Genomic DNA, 24,461 nt, shown 5'->3' on the forward strand with positions numbered 1-24,461 from the left:
ATTATGACGTAATTGGGTTTTCACTCACGCAATCAACAGCACCGTTGATGTTTAATCAGTGATTGGTGTGTTTTTAGATATTTCCTCAATACGCTCGTTAAAGCTTGGGTGTGTGCTTAACCAGCTCGGGCCGTCTTGGTGCTGTTTTTCTAACTTGGTAAATATCTCGGTCATGGCTTCGTGGCTGCCATACAACGCAGTCAGTTGTTGTGCGGCATACTTATCGGCTTCCAGTTCTGCTTGTCGGGAATAACTTTGGGAAACCCCTGTCATTGTACCTTGTAATATTATGTCTGACAGTGCAGAAATATCGCCGAAAACCACGCTTAAGCCAACAAAAACGATTGATGAGCTGACGATAGACTCCATCACATGATTATGTTTCACGTGCCCTACTTCATGGAGTAAAATTGCACTTAACTCTTGTGTGTCAGCTGCTAAGTTGACCATGGCATCTGTAATAATGATGGAGCCGTTGGCTAACGCCATGGCATTGGCTTGGCCCTGCCAATGGCGCAGTGCCAGAGTGAACTGTCTCTGACTGGTTTGCTCACTTTCTATTAATTGCAAAAATAGTGTTTGGACTTCTTTTTGTTTATTCTCATCCAATTGTGAACCACTAAATTCTGACTCGTCTAATGCGTCAAGGCTGCTTTCATCAACAATACGGTAAATTGGCTCAGGAATGGCGGTTGCTATTTTTTCGGCTAAATACGGAATAGATTGCGTATAAAATTGATAGCCAGCAAAAAGTGTAACGATTAATGTGGTTGTGAGGATCCATAATCGTTGCGTTTGCTTATTCTTTTTTACTCTACTCTCTAGGCTGGAGTTCATTGATCACGTCTTCCATAACGGTAATATTATGCTCAGTAATTATTTTTTGACTGCGAAACAGCTGAGGCAACTCTATAACGATGACGAATAAGATTACAAAAATTCCAATGGTTGATAGGGTCGCAAGGCCAATAAGCATTAGAGCGAGATTAATTATACCTCGCAGAGTTTTACCAAGGTAGAAATGGTGTAATCCAGCAGCAAAAAAGTAGTTGAGTACAGCGTAGGTGTCTGGATCTTTAACCAGCTCTAGCTCTAATTGGTAGTAGCGCTTTCTGGTATCCTCAGGTAACTCTGAAACAGCCTGGCGAAGTGTTTCTTCTCGCGATCTTAATCTAGATTCATCCATGCTTTACCTCCTAAGGTAGTGGGTCTGATTTAACGTCAATACAGTCTGGATCGTTACACCGTTTAATACGGCGTAAGCCAAGTAGCCCCCCTTTACACACACCATATTTGTCAATGGCTTGATAGGTATACTCAGAGCATGACGGGGTAAAGTTACAAGACAAGTTAAAATGTGATTTGGCACCGCCATTCGCTTGATAAGTGCGAATGGCACGCAGCACAAAGTGTTTAAGCACGTTTACGACCGAGTGTTAATATAACCGCTTCACGGCTCCAAAAGAGTAAAAAACGTTTATTCTCGATTACTTGAAACACGAGCTGCCAGCCGTCTTGCGCTTCTCTGTTCAGAGTTGCTTCCAGCTTTTTTAATGGTAAACCACTTGAGCCTAACAACAAGGTACCACACCCACCTTCAACTACGTGGATCACTTTATATTCATCAAATTGGCTCATAGTACTTCCCTGATTTGTTTATATTAATTAAGTATCTTATGAGTTTATATTTACTTATTAGTTGATTCAACCAATTTAATTGGCAATTTAGGAACAATATAGCTTTTAAGTAACGGTCCTCTCGTTAAAAATAAATGTCGTTGCCTCAGTTAGTTGACTAATAATTATTTCTACTAGATATGCGCGAAAATTGTTTAGTTTGGTGTTAATAAGCCTGAATACTCAGCGCATAGGTAGATACATACCGCGTTGTGAATGGATAATAATCTGATCTAGGCAAACTCTAAGCCTTGAAATTAAAAGTATGATTCTTTCGCTTCTCTTATGATGTATTTAGCGCTTTAGCATCACATTTTCAATTAGGTTTGGGAATAAAGCACGCATTTTCATCATTAAGCGCATTTGACCTATATGTATTTCTTTTTGCCCTTTTGCTGCGCCTTCAAAAATTTCTAGAGCTGCTTGAGAGGGTGAGATCTTTCCTTTGTTGTGCCCATGCGGCATGTCAGTATCTACAAAAGGCAAAATGGCCTCACAGACTTTAATGTCACTTTTATGCACTTTGATCTGACCATTGAATGATTTACAAAATGCTCTAAGGCCTGCTTTATTAGCGCAGTAAATCGGTGAGCTTTGTTTTGGCGAAATGGCTAGCCCCGAGGTAGCAAAAACCCAAGTACCAGCAACGCGGTCGACATTTTTAAACAACAAACGAGAGAGTAGAATGGGGGCTGTAAAGTTGATCATGGTTTCTTCTTCAATACTGATCAACTCCTCACTGGCAACAAATAAATTGCGTGTTTGCTGCACCCCAGCATTGTGGATCACCATATGTAATGGTTCACATGCTAAAGAATGTGCGAACGCTCTTACACTGTCTATTGATTTTAAGTTACATTCGTACCATCGGACTTCAGGGTAGACCATTTTGCTGCGTTGTAGATTTTTTGATGAGCTTCCAGTGGCTATAACATTATAGCCATTGTCTACGTACTGCTTTACTAACGCTTTACCTATGCCACGTGTACCGCCAGTAATTAATACTGTTTTATTCATGTGTACATTCCTTGATAACTCAACAGTTAGGCGTACACTCCATACGCCTTAACTCTCGCTATATTAACGATATAACGTGTATTTTTATGCTCTACTCATTAAAAGCCAGCTTAGCTGTGTTGAATTACAGTCGTTGTGATATGACTTATAGTTACCGAGTTAATGGTTAAGAATGAATTTTTAATCGGCATCTAGCTGCTTTATATTTCTTTGTCCCAACACCCTATTACTCGTCTAAAAGAGTACAAAATTAACCCAAATCATACTGGTTATATATTAATCTGTATAGTTATTCGATGTAGTTTTTCAAGCCTTGGGAACTATTTATTTAATAAATATGCAACGTTCCGTTTTCAGGTTTTGTGTGTAAGTACACTAATCTATCATTAACAGCCATAAGCATAAGCAATACGGTAATTATGTTTATTGACCTTCCACAATGTTTAATCACTCTTTGTGTATCCTATTCAGATACTACATAAGCACAGTAGTTTTCTCATACACATACTTTCTCTACGGGCTAAACAAAACACTTGGTGTGCTATATCGAAAGCGTGCGACGCTCAATGGATCTGATAGTGAAGCTCTTAGAGCTTTAATCACGTCTTTATGCAGGAATATAGATAGAGTATAGGTGACTGCGCCTGCCGAGACGGCGGTGTATCACTTTAAAAAATTAATGGGTGATAAGCTTACAAGTCGTTAGTTTAATCGGCGGCACACTAAAGCGATGATTAAACTTAAAGTAATAAATAGAATAAACGGGCTAAATATGCCTAAGTATTAGCATTAAAATTAAAGCATTGGTTATAAAAGGTTTATTGGATCAACAAGACTCGCTGTATTCCTGCTCATCCTTTTATGTGAGCTTTTTGAGAGCATGATGAGTAACGTATAAGCAAGAAAATAAACGCAATAGTTCGTGTGAATAGTATACAGTTAGCGTAATTAACTTGTCTTAAAACTCTTTTTTTATTGCTTTATTCATTGCCGCTCTGGTTTTTAGTGGTATTTTATTTTTGCGGTTAATTACGTTTTGTTAAATTATGTGTGGTTATTGTTTTTATAGTGTATTAGTTTTGTTCAAGTTTTTTGTTGTTCGTTTGGTTGTTTGTTGCATATTTATGTTTGTTTTTTGGTGGGGATTGTTTTTTAATTGGGGACTTTTCATTGATTAATGTAATAGTCCCAATAAATAGGTTGAATTTCGATCTTTTTTAGTCGGTTATGTTCTTTTTATGTTTTTTTTATGACTTATTTTGGTTTTTTATGATCAAGAACAATTATTAGAATAAATCATGGGTTTTAGTTATAAGTTATATTCATTATTAAAGCTTATGAGAGTAAAATCGTAAGTGCTTTTATAATCTAATAGAAAGGAAGTATAAGCGCTGTCATGTTTTATGAAGAAACACAAAAAAATCAGTTTAAAAGAGCGTTGTTTGGCCCTTTTACACTTGATAACCGATCCCAGACGCTAAAGATTGATAATACTTTGGTCAAAGTTGAGCCACTCATTTTTGAATTGCTCGTATACTTTATGCTCAATCCTGATCGAGTGATTTCTAGAGACGAGCTGGGAGAAAAAATTTGGCAACAAGAGTTTGTAGATAACAATTCAATCAATCGCGCGATTTCAGAATTAAGGAGAATTCTATCGCATGATGCATTGCCTGAAAATGCTATCAAAACTCATTATAGGAAAGGGTACAGTTTTAATCTTGATGTAAAGTTTGATCCAAAAAATATACTTGATTCGATGCGTGGCGGTTTACGAGCTTTAACACGCCACAACGTTCAAATATTTTTACTACTATTATTGCTCATAGTTTTACAATTGGTGATATACCTTTAGCGTTCACAATGACTTTTTTAACTAACTTTAAATATTAATATTTTCATAAAAGAGGCCTTTGGCCTCTTTTTTTGTTTGTTTTTTAGTCCATAAGCTTTTCCTAAGGCAAAATTGTCATGTCATAAGCAAAAATATGCCCTTCATAAGCGACATTGTTGTTGCATTAAGCAATCTTGTGCCCGTCGAAATTTGAGCCACTTTTTATTCAAATATTACAAAGAGCACAACACTATGGAACAACAATTTGTTGATAGAAGAGCGTCGTTGTTAGCTAATAAAATTGCCCGCACTAACTTATTTATGCAGCGACAAAACATTCAAAAAGTCCCTGTGACATTTGCGGGGGAGCAGCTTGATTTTATTCGCTTAGCAATGGTTGACGGTATAAACGAAGATGCGATAAGAACCATTGATTTTCATCAGCGCTGTATTGGTGCCGACATTGATAATGGCCGTCAATACTGGTGTATGAAAAAAGACGATGAAATTATTGGCCTATCAGGGTTTCATTATCGATTATGGGATCCTAAAAGTATCGTATGGGGTGGGTGGTTTGTTGCTCAGCCTAATGCGTCTGCCATGACCAAAATTGCCATGCTATTAGATACCTTAAAAGTGTTATTAGAAGAGACGGATTATAAGCAGCTTTATATAGAAGTGTTTGCTGATACAACCCAGTCGAACATTTTAGGCATATATCAATCTTTGCTGTTTACGGAGCTGTCTCGTTTTGAAAACTTCTATGGGCCACAGCAAGATATGGTGGTGATGAAACTGGAGCTTGATGAACTGCGTCAACATTGGTTATCACTGACCAGCGCTCAACTACAGGTACAGTAGCCGTGTTGATTTTGTATGTGGAGTCTGGGGCAGGCTCAAGAGCACTGGCATTAACCATGCAACAGCGATTGCAGCAACGTGGTGAGCCTTCGACGCTGGTGTCGTTGTCTGAAATTTTACCGGTTTGGCTAACCAAGCTGTTGTTTGATCAATACTATGACTGGTGTTTAGAAGGTAAGCAGCACCATAGCAAACTATACGGCAGCCGTTGGTTTTACCCTGTGTTGTATAAGTTATTACCTTTGATGCTGTGGTTCAGGGGCAATGACAAAAAAACCAAAGCTAAAGCGTTATTTACCCAGCATCAACAAGTTTTAGCATGTAGTTATTACGGGGCATTTTTTGCGCGTTACTACTGTCAAAAGCTAGCTATAAAACGGCCTATTCATGGGGTACTCGGAGATTATAGTATTTCATCAGGTTGGCAGACCCCTGTTGATAACTTATTTGTCTCGCACGCTTATGACAACGTTGTTTTTGAGTGGCATAAAACGCGCAACACCCCCGTGCATGCCAGTGGGATCCCGGCGCATATTCTAGATGATAAACAAATACGATGTACGCAACTTGGCCGTGTTTTATTGTGCGGTGGTGGTTGGGGGTTGGGGATCACGCCAACCACAGTACATACATTACTCAGCGCTCAAAAAATCACGCGATTACAAGTGATTTGCGGACAAAATGAGTCTCTCAAACAGCAGCTTACCGCGATGTTTAATGAAGATATAGCGTCAGGCCGCTTAGAGGTATTAGGCTTTGTTGATGACTTAACGCATTTATATCAAGAAGCGGAAGTATTAATTACTAAATCGGGTGGGATCACTTTAACCGAAGCCTCGTTAACCAATACATGTGTAGTGGTGAGCTCTGCGTTGCCCGGACAAGAACAACATAATCGAGCAGTATTCAAAAAAGCCAAGGCGGTCGTGACGGCAAATTCGCCCGAGTCATTACTCGCAGCGGTTGTCAGGCTTATTGGTAACACCGAAGAAAAAACGCTTTTAACTAATAATGCCGCTGCACTAGTGCGTCACGATGCGCCTGATTACATCTGCAATGTGCTTTTAAACCATCACCAGGAGAACCGTCATGTGGACTAAAAAAGCCACGCATTTAGAAACAGCCGATTTACCTCAGGGGCACCTGAATTTTATCGAGCGTAACCCAAGCTTTATTAAACATCACAGAGCCAGCTCTGAACGTGTTGCGAGTGCGCTATCTCGCTATGCGGAGTCAGAAGTAGTGGAAGAGCAAAATATTTGCAAGCTGGTCGTTAAAATGACCAGCAGTTGTAATTTACGCTGTGAGCAGTGCTTTCAATGGCGTGAAGGCGGCTTTCATAATGGCCTCGATCCAACGGCTATTCCTTATGATGAAAGTGGCAACTTGTTTGATTTTATCGACCGCAATAAATGCGACATTATCTTAACCGGCGGTGAGCCCACATTACACCCTGACTTTCCTAAGTTCTTTAGGCGTTTAGCAGAAGCTGGGTGTTTTATTTATATCTGTACCAATGGTTTGCTGATAAAGCGTTACTTTGAGTTATTCAGTGAATTTTCAGATCAGCTCGCATTTTTAATCTCGATTGATGGCCCAGGTGAAATTCATGATTCTATTCGTGGCAAAGGCACTTTCAGAAAAACCATTCAAGGTATTGAAATGCTGGCCAAGGGCAAAAAAGAAGAGGGCAAAGGCTGGTTGATAGGGGTTGAAAACACCTTGATGGCAAAGAACTTAGATCAATCAATTGAGTTACTGAAAATTTGTGAAAAGCATGGAGTAGACTGGATGATTTTCAATCATTTATGGGTTGTTGATTTATTTGCGCGCAGTGAATACCACAAGTTTTGTGAAGACTACGACGTAGTGCCTAACTCCTATACAGGTTTTGATATGGGTGATTTCAGTCATGAATATATTGAAAAGGTGATTGCCACACTGAGTGCATTACGTGAATACCCTGCGCAGATCCCAGTGCTATTTGGGCCAGATTATAACGATGATGAATTGCGTAAATACTATCGAGGCAAGATGCCTGCCCGTGAAAACTACTTAAAAATGGGCGTGAAATTAGACGTTGATATTGGTGGTAAGTTAGTCATGACTAAGCAGTTTCCAGACCTTGTTTTTGGCAGTGTATTAGACGACACCTTAGAAGATTTAATGGCTTCTGATGCATACCAGCGCGCAGCCAAATCTATGCGAGAGGGCTCATTACGTGTGCTCAATGCCTGCCCAGATGCGCATAACTTTTTAGTATAGGGGCATTGATGTTATCGGTCATAGTGCCTGCGCATAATGAAGCGCCTGTGTTGTCAAATACACTGGCGTTCATAGCTGCACAGTTAACCTCAGAAGATGAACTCATCGTTGTGGCTGATACCTGTGGTGATAATAGTGCTGAAATTGCCAGCACTTTTACGCCACGGGTGTATTGCGAACAACTTGGTAGTGCGGCCCTCGCCCGTAACTTAGGCGCCGAAAAAGCAAATAACCCGATATTGGTGTTTGTTGATGCAGATACACAGTGCGCGGATAACTATTTTTTAGCTATTAAAGCAGCAGTGTTACGCGGCACAGACTATGGCTGTGCTCCGCTACTGAGTGACTCAGGCCATTGGCTAGGAAACAGGGTGGCAAAGGGCATTAATCAATTCAATCAGCGCCATGGCACTTTTGGTGGAAACTGCTTTGTTAAAAAACGCTTATTTACACAACTAAGCGGATTCAATGGTGCGTTGAAAAAAGGCGAAGACACTGATCTAGGGGAGCGACTGGGTGAATTAGGTGCTTGCTTTGGTTGGTTAGACGACAGCCATATTGTGCACAATGAGCGTAAGTTTAAAGAGCATGGGTATTTCCGCTATTACAGTAAATTATGGTTAGAGTCTGCGTTGTGGCAGCTTTGCCCAAGTTGGTATCACCGTTTTGTGGGGGCTAAGTCATGATCACGGCATTTAAGTTACTTTTTGCTGATATAAATGGCCGCTTGATGGCAGTCAGTGCTATCAGTGCCATTACCACATTGGGTATTGTACACAGCATTAATATTGCGCTGCAAAGTGCGTATCACGATACGCACAGTTTATATCAAAGTGGCTTGGTATTTAGTGTGGCGTTTATTGCCTACTTTACTACGCAGCTGTTTTTTCAACGCCGTACCTTAACACTCACCGAAAACACCATTATGCGGGTGAGGCTTGCGATTTTAGATGCGGTACGCAGTGCAAAGCTTGCCAACGTTGAAAAATTAGGCCCGCAAACGATTTTATCTGCCATTGCGTATGATGCGAATGTGATGAGTCAGCTTAATCGATTTGTGGTAGTCAGTGTTGGCCAGCTATTTACTGTGGTGGCAGCGCTGTTGTACTTATGCGTGGTGTTACCGGTGGGTGCACTGATCGCCTCGGTCTTGTTTGTACTTGCGGCATTGGCATACAAATACCGATTGAGTGCAATAGAACAAGCCATGGCTGATGGCCGTCAAGCCGAAGATGGCTTTTTTGGCGCGATGCATAGCTTACTCACCGGCATAAAAGAGAACAAACAAAACCAGCAGCGCAGTGATGCGTTGTTTGACGATATATCAGAGCAAGCGCATAAGGTCAGAGACAATAAAGTCTGGGCCGATACGCGCTTTATTAACAATCAAATGATTTTGATGGCGACCATGTATTTAGTGGTCGCGGTGGTGGTGTTTATCGTGCCGTTTTATGGTGTGCTAAGCCCTGAGCAGCGTATGAGTTTTGTGATCATCATTTTATTTTTGGTGAGCCCCTTTCACAGCAGTATGGAACTGTTTAGGGTGCTGGCGCAACTGCGCGTGTCTAAAGCCACCTTAGATAACTTGTATGAACAAACTCAGCAAGCCAAAGAACCCGTTTCTGAAATAAATACTGCACTTAACAGCTCGGTAAAAACCTTGAGTTTTGAACAAGCCCACTTTCAATACGACAGCGATGGTGCTTTTAATATTGGGCCAATTAATTTTAGCGTTAATGCCAAAGAGATCATTTTTATCTCTGGAGGAAATGGCTCGGGAAAAACCACGTTACTGAAAATGTTAACGGGCTTGTATGCGCCAACGCAAGGCAGCATACGCTTAGATGGCAAGGTGTTAGAACAAGCTCAGTATGCACACGGTTATCGACAATTATTTGCCACTGTATTCGCCGATAGCATGGTATTTAAGCCTTTTTATGGGGCGCAAAATACCGATAAAGCAGTGCTATTACACTGGCTGAATCAAGCTAAGTTGGCAGACAAAGTGCACTGGACAGAGCAAGGATTTTCAACCACAGAGCTTTCGACGGGGCAACTTAAGCGCCTTGCTTTAGTACAAGCTTTAATGGAAGACCGGCCTTTTTTGGTATTGGATGAATTTGCCGCCAACCTTGATCCTGAGTTTAAGCATACGTTTTACCATTTATGGTTACCACAACTAAAAGCCGCAGGAAAAACAGTGTTCGTGATCACGCACGATGAGCCCTATTTTTCAGTGTGCGACAAACATTATTTAATGCGAGAAGGGCAGTTACATCCGTATCTTTCTTCTGGGCAATCACTTATTAATGCAATGTAGAGCAATGAGCTGATGAGTTATTCTTTATCTTGGTTACACCAAAATACCGGCGCGAATACCACCGCGATATTAGTGCCATTTTTCAACGAAGCGGGCGACAGCGAACACTTTAAGCAGCGCCTTGCTTATTTTGACGAGCTGGCAAATTCGTTGCCAGAACAAGTCGATATTATCCTCATTGATGATGGCTCAAATGATTCTCCGGCAAATTATGTGCAGCAAAGCTATCAACGGCTAAGTGTTGCGCAGGTTAGCCCGAATGGGCAAAAAATTGGTGCTTTACAGCGCACCATCGATGAATTGAGCCACGACTATATTATTTTTACTGACTTTGATACTGAGCTTGAAAACTTAGCGTGTTTAGAGCAAACGTATGAAAAGTTAGCCGCGGATGATAACTGCATGGGCTGTTATTTTAAAATGATGCCGATCGCTAATCGTAAGCCAGTGGTGCAGTTTCAAGTTTTAGAATATGCCTTAGAGCGGGCCGCGTATCATTTTAACGCCCATGAAGGCAGTGTGCCTATTATGCCAGGGGCTGGCTGTTTGTATAAGCGACCCATTATTAAAGCGTTACTAGCGCAGCACAGTGGGCTTCGCAGTGGAGAAGACCGAGAAACCTGTTTATTGGGTATAGAGCAAGGTTACACGGTTTTTTATGAGTCTGACGTGGTTGCCATGACCGCACCGCCACAATCTTTTTGGGCGTTGTACCAGCAAAGAGTGCGATGGTCGCGTGGTTTTATTGAAGTGGCCATAAATAAAAGTGACTTTTATAAACAACAAATGCGCAGTAAAACCATTCTTGGGCGTCGCCATTTACTCGATATTATTTCGGTGAGCACCTTCTTAATTGCGCCCTTGTTGTTACTGCTGATGTTTAATGTAAGCGATACCGTTGGGTGGTGGTTTTTGGCAATTTGGAGCTTAATCGGTATCGCTGAAACCTATTCGGTATATCGGGTAGCCAAGCAAGAATTTAAACAAATCCCGCAGCACCGCTGGCAATTATTATTGATGCCTTTTGCACGTTTGATGCTGGAGGTGCCGACTTGGTGGAGTGTAACCAGCGCTATGGTTTGGCAGCGGCTTCGTCGTGGGAGGGTGTCATGAGTGACCATCTAGCTGTGACAGAGTTAAGCCCTGCGGCAGGTGAATATGATTGTGTTTATAGCTTAGGCATGGACTGCCGCCCTCGTCACATTATGAAATATTTGGATTTAAAAAGCCGACGGGGGCCATTCGATTGGATTGGAGGCCGGTCAGTGGCAGCGTTAATTGATGCACTGCAGAGCCAGTGCCAGCATGTACTCAAAAAAGCGCACTTAGAACCTTACGATACGCAATGTAAAGAATACAAAAAATATTGGGATCCGGTGTCACAGTATTTATCAACCCATGACTTTGCGTTAATCGACGGTAACTTAGAACGTGAATACCCCGCATTTAGAGCCAAGTTTGATGGGATCAGCGCGCGGTTTTTTACGCATATTAAGCACAGTAAGCGGGTGTTGTTTTTTTTAAATATTGGCATTGAAAGTCACCCTGATTTTGAACCGGAATCTATTACTGAACTATTGAGCTTACTGCCCCAATTGCAGCGTTGTTTAACCAGCTTGTGTGGTGGTGAAGCCACCTTGTTAGTGGCTACCTTTCATGAGCAGTTAGCACAACATACGATGGCGCACACGCATTTTGTTATTAAACAAACATTTGCTGATGACACTCCTTGGATGGAAGGGGCTGAATACCAATTATGGGCAAGCATGTTAGCCGGGGTATGCGTGCCGCAAGACACCACCTTGAGCCATTCTAATTCAGGGTTTATCCATTGCTCAACAACACGCTAAAAATGGTCGTTTACACAGATTTTTATCAAGGAAAATAGGGATACTAAGTATGAAAAGTGACAATGCACCACTGGTGATTTTAGGCATAAACGGCGTGTATCATGAGTCGTCAGCAGCAATTGTAATTGATGGTAAAACACAATTTGCCATAGAAGAAGAACGGTTGAATCGGGTTAAACATGCTAAGCCCGCAGGGCTAGGTAACCCGCATGTGTTGCCCCACAACGCCATTGCGCAGTGCTTGCAGTTTGCTGATATTACCTTACAAGAAGTAGACATCATTGCGTTTTCGTTTAACCCTGCAAAACGTCTAGCCAAGCACCGTAATTTGGTAGAGCCATGTGAGCAAGGTGGCTGGGGCACAGCTACGGCTGAACGCGCTTATTTTGAAAAATTGATGACCGTTCCGCGCCAACTTGCTGATCAAGGGTTTGCCGGGCAATTTATGTGGGTAGATCATGAAATGGCCCATGCTGCATCCGCATTTTACCCCAGCCCCTATGAACAAAGTGCAATAATTTCAATCGATGGTATTGGTGAATTTGAATCCGCATCTATTGGATATGCGCAGGGCAATAATATCCAATTTACCCACCATATAGACTATCCAAATTCAATTGGTTTTTTATGGGAAAAAATGGCCAAGTACTTAGGCTTTTCTGAATACGATGCCTGTAAAGTGATGAGTGTTGGGTCATTTGGCGACAGCGCTCGGTATAAGTCACAAATGCAAACGCTACTCTACCCAGAGGGTTTTGGTTTTGCAGTAGATGCGGATAAATTATGCTTTAGATTAGAAGATTACAGTCAGTTAGAAGCACTTTTTAACGTAGCCCAACGCGACATGCATGACCCATTATTACCTGTTCATCATGATATTGCCGCAGCACTGCAAAGTGTGACCAGTGATATGCTTTTACATTTGGCGCAATCAGCACATGAATTAACAGGCAGCAACAATTTATGCATGGCTGGTGGCGTGGCACTAAACTGCGTGGCGAATACGCGATTATTTGAAGATGGCCCGTTCGAAAATTTATACATTCAACCGGCCGCAAACGACGCTGGAACCGCTTTAGGTGCTGCGCTATGGGCGTATCACAGTGTGCTGCAACCAAATACACGAGTAGCACAGCCGGAACATACTTACTTAGGCGCGTGCTTTAGTGACGATGAAATACTCGCCGTACTCGATAATGCCGAGGTGTCTTATACCAAGCACGACAATTTAGCCCAGCAGGTTGCGCCATTATTAGCGCAAGGAAAAGTGGTGGGCTGGTTCCAAGACGCCATGGAGTTTGGCCCAAGAGCACTGGGTAATCGTTCTTTATTGGCTGATCCGCGTGACCCTGAAATGGTAAAGCGCTTAAACCGGTTAGTAAAACACCGTGAAGACCACCGACCTTTTTGTCCTTCAGTGTTAACCGAGTATGCCGATCAGTGGTTTGATATTAAAAAAGTAGCAGAAGCATCTCGATATATGTTGATGGCATACCCAGCTAATAGCCTATTAAAATCGCAGATCCCAGCTGTGGTGCATGTGGATGGCACATCGCGTATTCAGCGCGTCGATAAGGTGAGTAACGCCAAGTACCATGCTTTGATCAGCGAATTTAATCGCATCACGGGTGTACCCATGCTTCTTAATACCTCATTTAATGACCGAGAGCCTATTGTGTGCACGCCGCAAAATGCCGTGAATACACTGATGCGGACCAAAATTGACTATTTAGCGATTGGGTCATATTTGGTAGTGAGTGAGTCGAAAGCGCCTCAGGCCGAAGCAACATCGGCACAAAGCGTAGAAATTTAACCGTGTGGGTGACTGTAACACCACCTATCTTTTAGGCCAGATAAACCGCGCGTTGTTTGTCTGGCAATGATGAAATTGTATTGTTCTAAGTAGAAGTATTATGCCTAAAATATCAAAGCAGCCCGAGCGTCTTAGTGAGGTCAATCACCGCCATGTAACACTTGATCAGTTGGTGTTAGATATTATGACGCAAAACCCAAACGCCCCAGCGGTTGTGAGTCAGCAATGGCTTTTTAGCTTTGCACATTTAAGGCAACAAGTTGCTCAATGCCTAAGGCTAATGGATGACAACTTGGTGTGTCATACTCGCCCAATAGGTATTTATAGCAATGATAAACGCGTTGTATTGGCGAGTATGCTGGCCTGCATGATCCGCCGTACGCCGTTTGTATGCTTAGACCCAAGTTTTCCGCAACTGCGCATTGATTATATGCTAGAGCACAGCCGAGCGGGGTGGGTATTGACTGACTGTCAGCATTTAACCTTTAGTGTGCCCAGTTTGTATGTGCCGATCACGGAACCTGACAAAGATCATGATAGTTTGTCGTGCTTAGTGGGGCAGAATATTGCGTGGGGACGGCATCAGCATGATTACAAATATCAAAATGAAGCGGACTTGGTGGCCTACATTGTATATACCTCAGGCACGACCGGGCAGCCCAAAGGTATTGAAATATCTCGGGCGAGCTTAGCGCATAAACTAGAGTGCGCGCGTAACTTTTATTTTCTGAGTGAGTCAGACCGTTCATTATGCATGGTGTCGTGCTGCACTGATACCTTTATTCAGCAATGTATGATGACGTTACTCGGAGGGGCCAGTTTGCACTTTAGTGACCGCTCTTTGGTTGACCCAGAAGACTTTGTACAGTTTTGTCAGTTGCATCATATTACGTTTACCGACCTAGCCCCTAGCTTTTGCTTATCGTTATTAAGTGATGAACGCGCCACCATGTGGTGGCAGTATTTGTCGCTCAAAACATTGGTGCTCGGGGGGGAGGAACTTAACCTCAGTATTGTTAAAAAGTGGCATATGCTGGGCTTGTTTACGCGGTGCCGTTTGGTGAATGAGTACGGGCCCTCTGAGGCGACAATTACTTCTGCAATTCATGAAGTACAGCCTGACGATAGGCATTTAAACCGTATTCCAATTGGTCATGCTGTGGGCGACAGTCAGTTACTTGTTCTTGATAAGGCTGGGCAACCAGCTAGTGAAGGAGAGTTATACATTGGCGGCACCGGCCTTGCGATTGGGTATTTACATGATGAGGCTAAAACTCAAGAAAAATTTGTTGAACTCCCCAGTGGTAATGGCTTTACGCGGTACTATCGAACAGGTGATTTGGTGAAGCAAGATGGTACAGGCTGCTTAACGTTTTTGGGTCGATTTGATAACCAAATACAGATTATGGGCCAGCGCATTGAGCTAGATGGTATTGAAGCTGTGCTTGAAAAGTATCCGCAAGTAACGTTGAGCGCGGTTATTTGCTTTGAAAACCAGCTTATTGCTTATGTAACCTGTACCACCACATTAGATCACGCGCAGCTGCGAGCGCATCTGCAAGCCCTGTTACCTGCATATATGCACCCTAATTTTGTTGAGGTATTAAGTGAGTTACCACTTACACCGATTGGTAAAATCGATAAAAAAGCGCTGTATAGCAAGTATGAACAACACGCACTTATACAGCGCACTCAGGAACAATCAACGCAAGAGCACCAACCAAACACTGTATTGAGTGCCACTGCGGAGGTGCTAAATATCCCCATAGCAGAACTCAATACATCGCGCAGCTTTAGAGATAATGGCGGTGATTCATTGCGGGCATTAGCAGTACAGGCGCGCTGCAAACACAGTGATGTACCGGTAAAAATATGGCAACTGTTGTCTGACTCACCATTAGGTTCATTACCGCAAGAACACTCGGTGCAGCAACGCAGTAAATTTGATGACGCACTACTTAATTATACCCTGCCCAATAAACTTTCAATGATTGAAAGCCCCGAATTGGCTAAATGGTTAGTGACCTTCAGTTTGTATTGCGTACAGGCGTTTGAGGTAAAGAAAATCACCACCGTATTGAACATATTGCTGCGTAAATACCCAAGCTTAAGGCTGTGTTTTAACATACATCCTGAGCCATCTCAGCAGCTCACTTCGTTTACGCAAGTGGGGTATCACCCATTAGATTGTGAAAGCGACACTGAATTTAAAGCCTTAGTTACGCAGCACTTTAGTGCGCACGTTGAGCGAATGGGTATTAGCGATAATTTGTTGACTGTGCAGGTATTCGATAGCGCATTTGGGCAATATATTTGCTTTGCGATTAATCATATGCTGGTGGATGACGTGAGCCTAGCGCAGCTATCGAGCGATATGATGGTACTGTTGCATTCGCCTGCGCAGTTTTGTCGAAAAACCGATTTAGGGTTATTTCACTGGCAAAAGCAATTACATGGTATTGCGATGGAAGGCGGCTTTAATGACCAAGCAGATTATTGGCTTAATGCGTTGGATCATGCCTCACTGTTTTTTGAGCAACTTAATAAAAGGCCAGAACAGAATACTCGCAGCGCGCAGTATGTAGCTAAAAAAACGGTATTTTCAGCCACTCAAATGGCCGACATTCGCACGCAATTAGCAGCGCAAGGGGTGAACATAGTGCATGGCGTGTACGCGGCATTGGCCGAGACTTTTTATTGGTTAACCGGAGAAAGTGAGCTGTTGTTATCACAAGATGTACATGGGCGTACTTATCAAGCTGGGTGTGTGGATGTTAGCCAATCCGTCGGGTGGTTTGCCAATAGCGTACCCCTGCTAATTACGCGTCATGCCAATCCCGCATTACAGCTAGCTCAAGCTAAGCAAGATGTTACTGAATTGCCTAATGGCGGTCATAGCTTTTTACAGCTCCTTTATTTTGCGCAGCATCATGCCTTGGCGGAAAAAGTAAAAACAGCACGGCCCTATGTACATGTGATATATGAAAATAATGCCTTGTTTAATCTCGACACGTTATTTGAATCAGCCGGCCTTGGGATCAGTGCACACAAGTTGCTCGACGAGCTGACGTTATCGCCTGATGAGGTGTTATATCACTTAGTACAAGTGACAATCACTGAATGTGAAAATGCAGGTTTGAGTATCAGTTTTAAAGCATCCAAACATATTTTAAATGAGCAGATCATTGAGCGCATGTTACATAATACCGTGGCTGCACTGACGAAATTGGTGTAGTTCAGGGGGGAGTATGTTAGTCGTGTTGTATTGGTTTGGCACGTTGAGAAATAGTACCGAGATAGGCGGTGTATAGTTGTGAGTTTTTATTGTAGGGATATAGGGTGGTGTTCACCTGCAAAAAATGGCCCGTGGTTACGGCGAAAACTGATAGATAGTTGATTTAAATTACAGTGATACAGTAATGGTATTGAGTAGGCCTCTTTAAAAAAGTGCCGATAATGGACTCGTGACACAATTAGCACCGCGTTCTAAAACATGGGTGTAAATCTGTGTGGTTTTTACATCACTATGACCTAGCTGTTCCTGTACAGTTCTAATATCAGCACCACTTTGTAGTAAATGGGTTGCAAAAGAGTGCCGCAATGTATGGCAGCTAACATTTTTGGTGATTAGTGCTGCTTTAGCTGCGCTTTTAATGGCCTTTCGTAAGCCTGACTCGTCAATATGGTGGCGACGCACAGCATTATGACTATGGGAGTCATAGCTGCGCTTTTGTGAGTAAAATAAATAATGCCATTGTGGGTCATAGGCTGCATTTGGATACTTCTTACTAAGTGAAAAAGGCAGCCAAACACCGGCATAATTGTTTACATTTAAATCGTTCTGGGCAACGGTTTTTGCTTGTTCTATTTGCGCTAAAAGTGCAGGCTTTAGCTCTGGAGCAAGCGTAACGATTCTATTTTTATTGCCTTTTCCTTGCCAAATTTTAATACTTGAGTAGTCAAAATCAATATCTTGTATTCGAAGGCGTGTGACTTCCATAACGCGTAAACCACTGCCATACATAAGCTGGCAAGGTAATAAGACATTCGGGGAAAGATGCGTAAGTAGGGTTTTAACTTCTAATTGTGTTAACACCACGGGCAGTTTGGTGGGTTGCTGGCTGTGATTAAAGTTTAGTGTATGTTTGAACGGTTGTTTTAAAAACTCTCGATATAAAAACACTAATGCATTCAAGGCCAAGGATTGCGTGCTGGGCGCTACATTCATCTCATTCGCCAGATGTGCTAAATAATGCTCTACATGGCGCTCTTTCATATCTTTAGGGTGCTGTTTATTATGAAATAAAATATATTTATAGACCCAATAGACATAACTCTTAATGGTTCTTTTAGCGTATCTTCGGGTGATCATATAGCGCTCAAGCGCATTGAGAAAGGGTGAGTTAGCCATGTAATTAAACCTAAATGCATGTTTAAATAAACAGTAGTTTGATAACGGTTTTTTGCAAGGTGTTAACAGTGCCTATTTTATCGGGGCTATTCCGGACTAATATGAGCCCGCAAAATAAGCGTTTGTATTTGTTCTTATTTTATATTATTTTGACAGAATTAAACGGGACACTGACCTGATTTTAGCGATAGAAAACAAGGCCTGCGTCCTTCTAAAAAGCTGTTATACAAACTGGTCAGATACCTCTTGAATTTGACTGACTAATCCCCATATTGGTTAGGTGTCTTGGGGGGCGGAATTATGAAGAAAATACTGGATGAAGTAGCTGAGTCTTTTAGTAACAATCAACAGCGTGTGTTTAGGAATATAAAAGACAGTGTTGGTTCCGAAGTCGCAATTGCTCTTGTAAGCATGCAGGGTGTGAGTAATACATCTCAACAAGAGATCGACTTCGTTGCTAATTTAATTGCCCCATTTTCTCCTTTTAAAATAAAATCTTATATTGTATCCCCAAAATCTTTGGAGCTCGAGGCTGTTGTAGAGAATAGCTATAAACTACGTGTTTTACCTCAGTACACTGTTAGACAGCCAGATACATCTAGGACTAACCGCAGTAAAAACTGGTCTGTTGACTTGGTATTAGAATTATTTACAGAGATTGGTGATCGTGAATATCAAATTGGTATTGTAGGTTTTGAGTATGATGGTCACTCTGATCATTACCTTGAAAGCGGTGTAAAAAAAGCCTATATCCGAGATGCAGGTATACTTCAAGAAAAGGGCTTCAATCCAGTTAGAGTATCTCCATCTGGATGGAAAAATAATCCTCAACATTATGTTAAGGCTCTTAAAAAATTTGTTCGACGTAAAATCATAGAGTTTGAAAAAATCCAATCAGCTTCCATCAAAGAAGCTTTGCCTTATGAAGTTGATGATGATTTTTACGAGTCCCCCGTTACATGTGTATTATGTAATGGTAAAGGTAAGTTTGGTGGCGATGATTGTCCCCCTTGCAGAGGGATGGGGTCATTATCGAGATACAACAATGATCAAATTGACCTCGAAGAGTACGAAAGCAATAAGTGCCCTAAATGTACTAGTGGTTCTTCGCGCTGTAAAGCGTGCAAAGGTTCTGGTGAGTTATCTCGTGAGCAGATGCTGGACTTGAACTAGCGTAAACGTTTGTATAACAAGCACTTTAAACGGAACAAAAACAGTTGGCTACGTTTCGCTTCGCTCCACATTATAGCCAACAATTTTTGTCCGCTTAAGTGGGCGTTATAAACCAAGTTTATCCCAAGGAGTAATTACATGTATAAAAATAAAATCTTACCTATTTTGGCTTTTTCACTATCATCATTTTCTTTAATGGCTGCAGACCAAGTTTCTAGTTATGCAAAAAAATCAGGTTATAGCTCATGCTTAACTGCAGTCTCTGATATTGAGAACTTTTTCGCAAAAGATAGTAACTATGGTTCTTGGGCGTTTGTTGCTAAAGAAGGAACTGACGATCAAATAGTGAATGCAACTTTAGAGTTAACCCATAATGATGGTTCCACTTTAGTTGACTTTACAATTGCACCAACAAAGGACGGCTCATGTTCTTATACATATACTCGAACGTTCTTTACTGAAAAAAGCTGCATGGCTACAACTAAAGAAGAATATATGAAAAATTCAAAATATAAAACGGAGATTAATAAAAACATTACGGGATTTGAAGATCCAAATGGTGCAAAACTACTTTTAATGACCGCAGGTACAGGATGTATTGTTCAAAAAAAAGAAGTCGGTTTCAGGCATAATAAGCAAGGTTTATAACACATATGAGCCTTAACTCTGTCAATAGGCACTAATGTTCTTTTTGGCCGTTTTTATACAGTAGAAATTTTAACTGACACCCACGCAAATTTGATTGTTATTCATTCATTGCCTATCTTTTTAATTCAGCTTAAAAGATAGGCGGCTCATTCATGGCAACAGCACGAAAAAGACAAGTGAGTTTAACCGACACCAAATATTACCATTGTATTTCACGGTGTGTTCGTCGTGCGTATTTGTGTGGTGAGGATAAGGTAACAGGGCAATCGTATGAACACAGAAGAGGTTGGATAGAAGCAAAGCTGCTGGAGCTTGCAAAAGTATTTTGTATTGATGTGTGTGCGTATGCGGTGATGAGTAACCATACTCATATTGTGCTTTATGTAGATGATATAAAGTCTAAAAGACTGAGTGATAAAGCGATTATTATCAGATGGCATAAGCTGTTTAAAGGTACCATACTGTCTCATAAGTACCTTCAAGGTGAACGGCTAGACTCAGCGCAGCAATACTTTTTAAACAAAGACATTGAACAATTTAGAGAACGCTTATCGAGTATCAGTTGGTTTATGCGGGTGCTGAATGAAAGCATAGCTCGAAAAGCGAATAAAGAAGATAACTGTACAGGCAGATTTTGGGAAGGGCGCTTTAAATCACAAGCCTTGCTTGATGAAGCCGCACTGGCGGCGTGTATGGCGTATGTTGATTTAAACCCGATAAGAGCGAAAATGGCAGACACACCAGAAACCTCAGACTACACCAGTGCTAAAACACGCTGTGAACATGCCAAAGAGGGCAAACAACCTAAGCAATTAGCACGTTTTGCAGGCAGCCCCCGAAAGCACATGCCAAAAGGTATACCGTTTGAATTAAAGTCGTACTTAGAGCTGGTAGAGCTAACAGGCAGATGTATGCGAGCAGATAAGCGAGGCGTTATAAGCCCAATCAACTCTCCAATTCTAGACAGACTCAACATAGCCCCAGAAAACTGGCAAAAACTCACTACACAATTTACCAAAGTATTCCATGGCGCAGTAGGTCGGCCTCAAAAGCTTGATAATTATTGTGCGAGCCTAGAAATAAAACGGCGGGCTAATTATAAGCAGTGTGAAAAGTTACTGGCTTAACTTTTAGGCCACCAAGGTAATCTCTATATAACCAATACAGCATGGTTTGGCGGCTTAGCCGTACCTTATTGCTGAGCATGAGTTCAGTTTTTCTCTATTTTGAGCTTATAGCACATGTAGTTAACTCAATTTTATTAACTAGACGATATCTCAGGTTGAACATTGCCTGCTTATTGGTTTTTTGAATGGGTGTCACTGTTTCTCTCTGTCACTGTTTCTCTCTGTTTTTTTGCTGTGGATAAGTTCAGTTTTTCTGATCTTATCGTTGATAATGATATTGTTATAAGTTCAAATCAACGTATCATTTAGACTTAAAATTTAACAATCTTATCTTACCTACAAATTAAAAATGGAGTTTTAATATGACTGATCACACGTCAGTAAAAAATGCTATCAATGCTTTTTATAAAGGAGCTGGTTTAAACCTTACTTTCAAAGGAGATGTTAATGCTCGCGTAGCAGAAATCTTTGGTGAAATGATCTTTGCAACTCAGAAATGCTCAGCTGCATTAAGTTGGGTTCCACGTCCTAGTGGAGGGAAGGCAACAATATCTTGGATCGTAAAAAACTTTTCTCAAAGTGTTTTAAGACAGATAGAATCAAAGCAATCATTAACTTGTGCTAAAGAAGTAGTACGTAATTATAGAACTAAATTACAGCTTGCTGCATTGGGTATATAAGATGAAGATAATAATGTTTTTTTTGCTATTAATTATATCTGACAATGTATTTGCAACTAATAATGTAAAACAATTCCCCAATTCAAAGTGCTCAGCAGGTACCTTACAGTTAAATATTGTTGATGTATCTTTCTGCCCTATGAAAGATGATTTAAAAAAAATAAGTTTTCTTGGGTTATCTGACCACACAGTCACAATTTTTAATAATGGTAAAGAATTGACAATAGGCATTAATCCTCCAGATGTTGCTATATCAAACCTTCATAAAAAATTTAATATAACTGTGCATGAATTCTTCTTGAATTTATACGCAAATTCATTAAAAACTGACAAGTTAAGTGTAATAAAAGAAGCATTTGATATAGATAGCTTTAATAAGATGAAGGTTTATCGTAAAGATGATTTATTTGCTTTTACTATTACTGGAAGTAATGTCGATTACGATAGGATTTATCTTAATAAAGTAGACAGTGATGTAATTTATCAAATAACTGGTGAGTTTGATGAACAAGAACTTTTAGAAATACTTTCAAGGGTAGACTATTAAAAATATAATCGGGTAGCCGGAGGTCTCTAACCTCCAGCCCCCACACCACCCATCATGCGGGTCCGCAATGGGCGGTTCATCTCCCGTAATGAATATTGATCCAAATATTTCTCAATGAGACTAAACCTTGTGAAGCTAAGTAGTCATTGCCTAATGCAATGTTAATTCCTTTTGTTTTTGAGCTTCGACAAGGCCCCTTGCTAGTAATACCGCATGGTATGGCCAGTCGTTCATAAACTCTAATTTTATTAAAGCAGATTTTAGCTGACACCCATCCAAAATAGATTGCTTATGTTGGGTGTCACTTGTTACTCTGGTATATCATCACGCGTTTGACTGGCAATGGCTGGTAAGTGCCGTTAAGTAATTGTTGTTTAATACCCAGCCAATGTAATTTAGCGAAGTGATTAAATTCCTCAATACTCATATTATCAATACCCGCAGCCCCTTTATTGCGCTTAACATGTTGCCATGTTGCCATGTTGCCATGTTGCACCAATATTGTGGTTGCTTAGTACCATTGCCATCAGGTCATGATCTGTTTGGTTATATTCATTCGAGGTATTATTCACAGTAGAACGCTGTTCGTCACTATCACAACACGGTGATCTATGTGAATTCAAGTTCATTTGTAGTATCTCCTCTGGTAAAGATGTTCAGGCCTTCACCGTGTCCCCTTCATTACGATGGGCGTTTGGCTACTATGCCGTCTGCTGACTTCTGATAAATCACTCTAGCGATTACTCGATAAAGCGCGTCTAAACTAACGCTTGTTTACTGCTATGTCGCTCGCTGTAGGTCGCAGCAACCAAAGTACCAAGGATTGATCAATCAGCTCCTAACTGGTGATCTCCAAGCGTTAGCGCGGATGCGTGTTTATCAGATCTCCCCGAATAAGGAGCATCGACTTTCTCTGCACAACTACATCATTTACGGTGGCCGTTAGATCACATGACTTCGCTATCTTGTGCTAGCTCGTCTCCAGCCTACGCCTCATATGATGTTTTTGTTCATCAGCTCACAGATTTGCTAGCGGCTTCCTCCAGACTATCTCTCGCGATTTAGCCCTTGCCATTTGCGAGTGTCTATCGTTTAATAACAGTATGTTATTTAAACGGTGGTCTTCCTACAGAGGACTTTCACCTCATGAGTCAATGCCCATGTCGGGCGTACACAAGTCAATTTAAGCCGGAACTAAAACAGTGGGTTACGTTTCGCTTCGCTACACATTTTAATCCACTATTTTTGTCCGCTTAATGCGGCTTTATATTTACTCATTCACGGTTAATGCTTGTTAGCACTAGGTTAATTGGATGTGTTTTAAGTCACAATAATAGTTATTACTTTTTAAAATGGAATTTTAAATATGAACGAACAAAAATCTGTCGAAAATGCAATCAATGCCTTTTATAAAGTAGCGGGATTAAATATAAAGTTTAATGGGAGTATCAATAACAAAGTCGCCGAAATTTTTGGTAAAATGATTATTGAAACTCAAAAATGCACAACAGCTTTAAATTGGGTTCCTCGCCCAACTGGAGGTAAGGCGACAATTTCTTGGGTTGCTAAAAACTTTACCCGTAGTGTCTTAAGGCAACTTGAAGAGGGGCAGTCATTAATTTGCGCTAAAACAGCTGTTTTGCGATTCAAGTCACCACTCCATTTAGCTGCAATGGGAGTCTAGTTTTCATGCTAAAAAAACTATCAATAGTTACATTATTCTCAATTCCCTTTTTGGTAAATGCTAATAGTTGGCCTAGCAGTACATGTCTCAACAATTCAAATTGGCTTGAATTTAGCCAAATGAATATGTGCCTAGATAAAAAACAAATTACCAGTATCAAAGTAATTAACTCTGAACTACCTTCTATGTCAATTGTTTATAGAGGAAAAGATTATACTTTCTTGAAGCAAACACCATACAATGTTAATGGTGACCTTCATAAAAAGTATAACCTTTCTCTTCCTGAGTACTTTTCAAGCCTTGTTAAAAACGAATCTGATTTGGAATTATCTATCCCTTATAAAGTACACGAATTGAAATCACCAAGTGAAATAGTTGAGTACAACAGGCAGGGGTGGCACGTTTATACATTAGTTAGTAACACCCGAAGTTTTGATGAAATATTTATCATACATAGTTCAAATGAAGAATACATATATCATGTAGGTGGGGAGTTCACTACTCAAGAAGCAACAGACTTAATTTCTAAATTAAACCTACCGGAAATATAACTC

25 protein-coding genes are annotated in these 24,461 nt (G+C 41.0%); 17 read left to right on the forward strand and 8 right to left on the reverse strand.

Annotated elements, in window-relative coordinates:
* Positions 1 to 51 precede the first annotated feature (51 nt).
* From PCIT_RS21720 to PCIT_RS21740, 5 genes are all read right to left on the reverse strand, one after another.
* The gene (locus tag PCIT_RS21720; protein ID WP_010364274.1) at positions 52 to 837 is read right to left on the reverse strand and encodes a M48 family metallopeptidase; all 786 of its coding nucleotides are present in this window, start codon (positions 835 to 837) and stop codon (positions 52 to 54) included.
* Positions 815 to 1,186, reverse strand: coding sequence for a TM2 domain-containing protein (locus PCIT_RS21725; RefSeq protein WP_010364272.1), 372 nt, complete (start codon positions 1,184 to 1,186; stop codon positions 815 to 817). Before PCIT_RS21725 ends, PCIT_RS21720 begins: the two co-directional genes overlap by 23 nt.
* A gap of 10 nt (positions 1,187 to 1,196) precedes the next feature.
* A complete protein-coding gene (gene yidD, locus PCIT_RS21730) occupies positions 1,197 to 1,421 on the reverse strand; it encodes a membrane protein insertion efficiency factor YidD (RefSeq protein WP_010364270.1) in 225 nt (74 codons plus the stop codon).
* Complete coding sequence (locus tag PCIT_RS21735; RefSeq protein ID WP_010364269.1) at positions 1,414 to 1,638, reverse strand: DUF4177 domain-containing protein; 225 nt, start codon at positions 1,636 to 1,638, stop codon at positions 1,414 to 1,416. Before PCIT_RS21735 ends, yidD begins: the two co-directional genes overlap by 8 nt.
* Before the next feature lie 333 nt (positions 1,639 to 1,971).
* Positions 1,972 to 2,694 (reverse strand): SDR family NAD(P)-dependent oxidoreductase, encoded by a 723-nt coding sequence (locus tag PCIT_RS21740; RefSeq protein ID WP_010364267.1) that lies wholly within the window; start codon positions 2,692 to 2,694, stop codon positions 1,972 to 1,974.
* A gap of 1,396 nt (positions 2,695 to 4,090) precedes the next feature.
* Between PCIT_RS21740 and PCIT_RS21745 the strand changes: the two genes are divergently transcribed.
* From PCIT_RS21745 to PCIT_RS21790, 10 genes are all read left to right on the forward strand, one after another.
* Complete coding sequence (locus tag PCIT_RS21745) at positions 4,091 to 4,549, forward strand: winged helix-turn-helix domain-containing protein (RefSeq protein ID WP_010364266.1); 459 nt, start codon at positions 4,091 to 4,093, stop codon at positions 4,547 to 4,549.
* Between the two features lie 231 nt (positions 4,550 to 4,780).
* A complete protein-coding gene (locus tag PCIT_RS21750; RefSeq protein ID WP_010364264.1) occupies positions 4,781 to 5,389 on the forward strand; it encodes a GNAT family N-acetyltransferase in 609 nt (202 codons plus the stop codon).
* A gap of 2 nt (positions 5,390 to 5,391) precedes the next feature.
* Positions 5,392 to 6,489: a glycosyltransferase gene (locus PCIT_RS21755; RefSeq protein WP_010364262.1), complete on the forward strand. Its 1,098-nt coding sequence runs from the start codon at positions 5,392 to 5,394 to the stop codon at positions 6,487 to 6,489.
* A complete protein-coding gene (locus tag PCIT_RS21760; protein ID WP_010364260.1) occupies positions 6,479 to 7,654 on the forward strand; it encodes a radical SAM protein in 1,176 nt (391 codons plus the stop codon). Before PCIT_RS21755 ends, PCIT_RS21760 begins: the two co-directional genes overlap by 11 nt.
* 8 nt (positions 7,655 to 7,662) lie before the next feature.
* Positions 7,663 to 8,340, forward strand: coding sequence for a glycosyltransferase (locus tag PCIT_RS21765; RefSeq protein ID WP_010364258.1), 678 nt, complete (start codon positions 7,663 to 7,665; stop codon positions 8,338 to 8,340).
* Positions 8,337 to 9,974, forward strand: coding sequence for an ATP-binding cassette domain-containing protein (locus PCIT_RS21770; protein WP_010364256.1), 1,638 nt, complete (start codon positions 8,337 to 8,339; stop codon positions 9,972 to 9,974). Before PCIT_RS21765 ends, PCIT_RS21770 begins: the two co-directional genes overlap by 4 nt.
* A gap of 12 nt (positions 9,975 to 9,986) precedes the next feature.
* Complete coding sequence (locus PCIT_RS21775; protein ID WP_010364254.1) at positions 9,987 to 11,087, forward strand: glycosyltransferase family 2 protein; 1,101 nt, start codon at positions 9,987 to 9,989, stop codon at positions 11,085 to 11,087.
* The gene (locus PCIT_RS21780; protein WP_010364252.1) at positions 11,084 to 11,824 is read left to right on the forward strand and encodes a DUF1796 family putative cysteine peptidase; all 741 of its coding nucleotides are present in this window, start codon (positions 11,084 to 11,086) and stop codon (positions 11,822 to 11,824) included. Before PCIT_RS21775 ends, PCIT_RS21780 begins: the two co-directional genes overlap by 4 nt.
* A 49-nt stretch (positions 11,825 to 11,873) precedes the next feature.
* Positions 11,874 to 13,637, forward strand: coding sequence for a carbamoyltransferase family protein (locus tag PCIT_RS21785; protein WP_010364249.1), 1,764 nt, complete (start codon positions 11,874 to 11,876; stop codon positions 13,635 to 13,637).
* Between the two features lie 100 nt (positions 13,638 to 13,737).
* Positions 13,738 to 16,872, forward strand: coding sequence for an amino acid adenylation domain-containing protein (locus tag PCIT_RS21790; RefSeq protein WP_010364247.1), 3,135 nt, complete (start codon positions 13,738 to 13,740; stop codon positions 16,870 to 16,872).
* 204 nt (positions 16,873 to 17,076) lie between these two features.
* Here PCIT_RS21790 and PCIT_RS21795 read toward each other — a convergent pair whose 3' ends face one another.
* Positions 17,077 to 18,048, reverse strand: coding sequence for an integron integrase (locus PCIT_RS21795; RefSeq protein WP_010364245.1), 972 nt, complete (start codon positions 18,046 to 18,048; stop codon positions 17,077 to 17,079).
* 300 nt (positions 18,049 to 18,348) lie between these two features.
* On the opposite strand from PCIT_RS21795, the gene PCIT_RS21800 reads away from it, so the two are divergent.
* The 5 genes from PCIT_RS21800 to PCIT_RS21820 all read left to right on the forward strand — a co-directional run bounded on the left by PCIT_RS21800 (position 18,349) and on the right by PCIT_RS21820 (position 22,223).
* Positions 18,349 to 19,221 carry a hypothetical protein gene (locus PCIT_RS21800; RefSeq protein WP_010364243.1) on the forward strand — a complete coding sequence of 291 codons (873 nt, stop codon included), beginning with the start codon at positions 18,349 to 18,351 and terminating at the stop codon, positions 19,219 to 19,221.
* Positions 19,222 to 19,359: 138 nt separating this feature from the next.
* Entirely contained in the window at positions 19,360 to 19,869 is a 510-nt protein-coding gene (locus PCIT_RS21805) for a hypothetical protein (protein WP_010364242.1), read from the forward strand.
* 152 nt (positions 19,870 to 20,021) lie between these two features.
* Positions 20,022 to 20,996: a transposase gene (locus PCIT_RS21810; protein WP_010364241.1), complete on the forward strand. Its 975-nt coding sequence runs from the start codon at positions 20,022 to 20,024 to the stop codon at positions 20,994 to 20,996.
* Between the two features lie 362 nt (positions 20,997 to 21,358).
* Entirely contained in the window at positions 21,359 to 21,676 is a 318-nt protein-coding gene (locus PCIT_RS21815) for a hypothetical protein (RefSeq protein WP_010364240.1), read from the forward strand.
* A 1-nt stretch (position 21,677) separates the two neighbouring features.
* A complete protein-coding gene (locus tag PCIT_RS21820) occupies positions 21,678 to 22,223 on the forward strand; it encodes a hypothetical protein (protein WP_040697924.1) in 546 nt (181 codons plus the stop codon).
* 301 nt (positions 22,224 to 22,524) lie between these two features.
* Here the strand turns inward: PCIT_RS21820 and PCIT_RS21825 are convergent, their stop codons facing one another.
* On the reverse strand, positions 22,525 to 22,704 hold the full coding sequence (locus PCIT_RS21825; protein WP_010364238.1) for a hypothetical protein: 180 nt from the start codon (positions 22,702 to 22,704) through the stop codon (positions 22,525 to 22,527).
* Positions 22,682 to 22,852: a hypothetical protein gene (locus PCIT_RS21830; protein ID WP_157592871.1), complete on the reverse strand. Its 171-nt coding sequence runs from the start codon at positions 22,850 to 22,852 to the stop codon at positions 22,682 to 22,684. The genes PCIT_RS21825 and PCIT_RS21830 overlap by 23 nt, the downstream gene beginning before the upstream one ends.
* 737 nt (positions 22,853 to 23,589) lie before the next feature.
* On the opposite strand from PCIT_RS21830, the gene PCIT_RS21835 reads away from it, so the two are divergent.
* The gene (locus PCIT_RS21835; RefSeq protein ID WP_010364237.1) at positions 23,590 to 23,907 is read left to right on the forward strand and encodes a hypothetical protein; all 318 of its coding nucleotides are present in this window, start codon (positions 23,590 to 23,592) and stop codon (positions 23,905 to 23,907) included.
* Between the two features lie 5 nt (positions 23,908 to 23,912).
* Positions 23,913 to 24,458, forward strand: a complete 546-nt coding sequence (locus tag PCIT_RS21840; RefSeq protein WP_010364236.1) for a hypothetical protein — start codon at positions 23,913 to 23,915, stop codon at positions 24,456 to 24,458.
* Positions 24,459 to 24,461: the final 3 nt, after the last annotated feature.

It is taken from the genome of Pseudoalteromonas citrea, from assembly GCF_000238375.3.
Taxonomy (GTDB): Bacteria; Pseudomonadota; Gammaproteobacteria; order Enterobacterales; family Alteromonadaceae; genus Pseudoalteromonas; species Pseudoalteromonas citrea.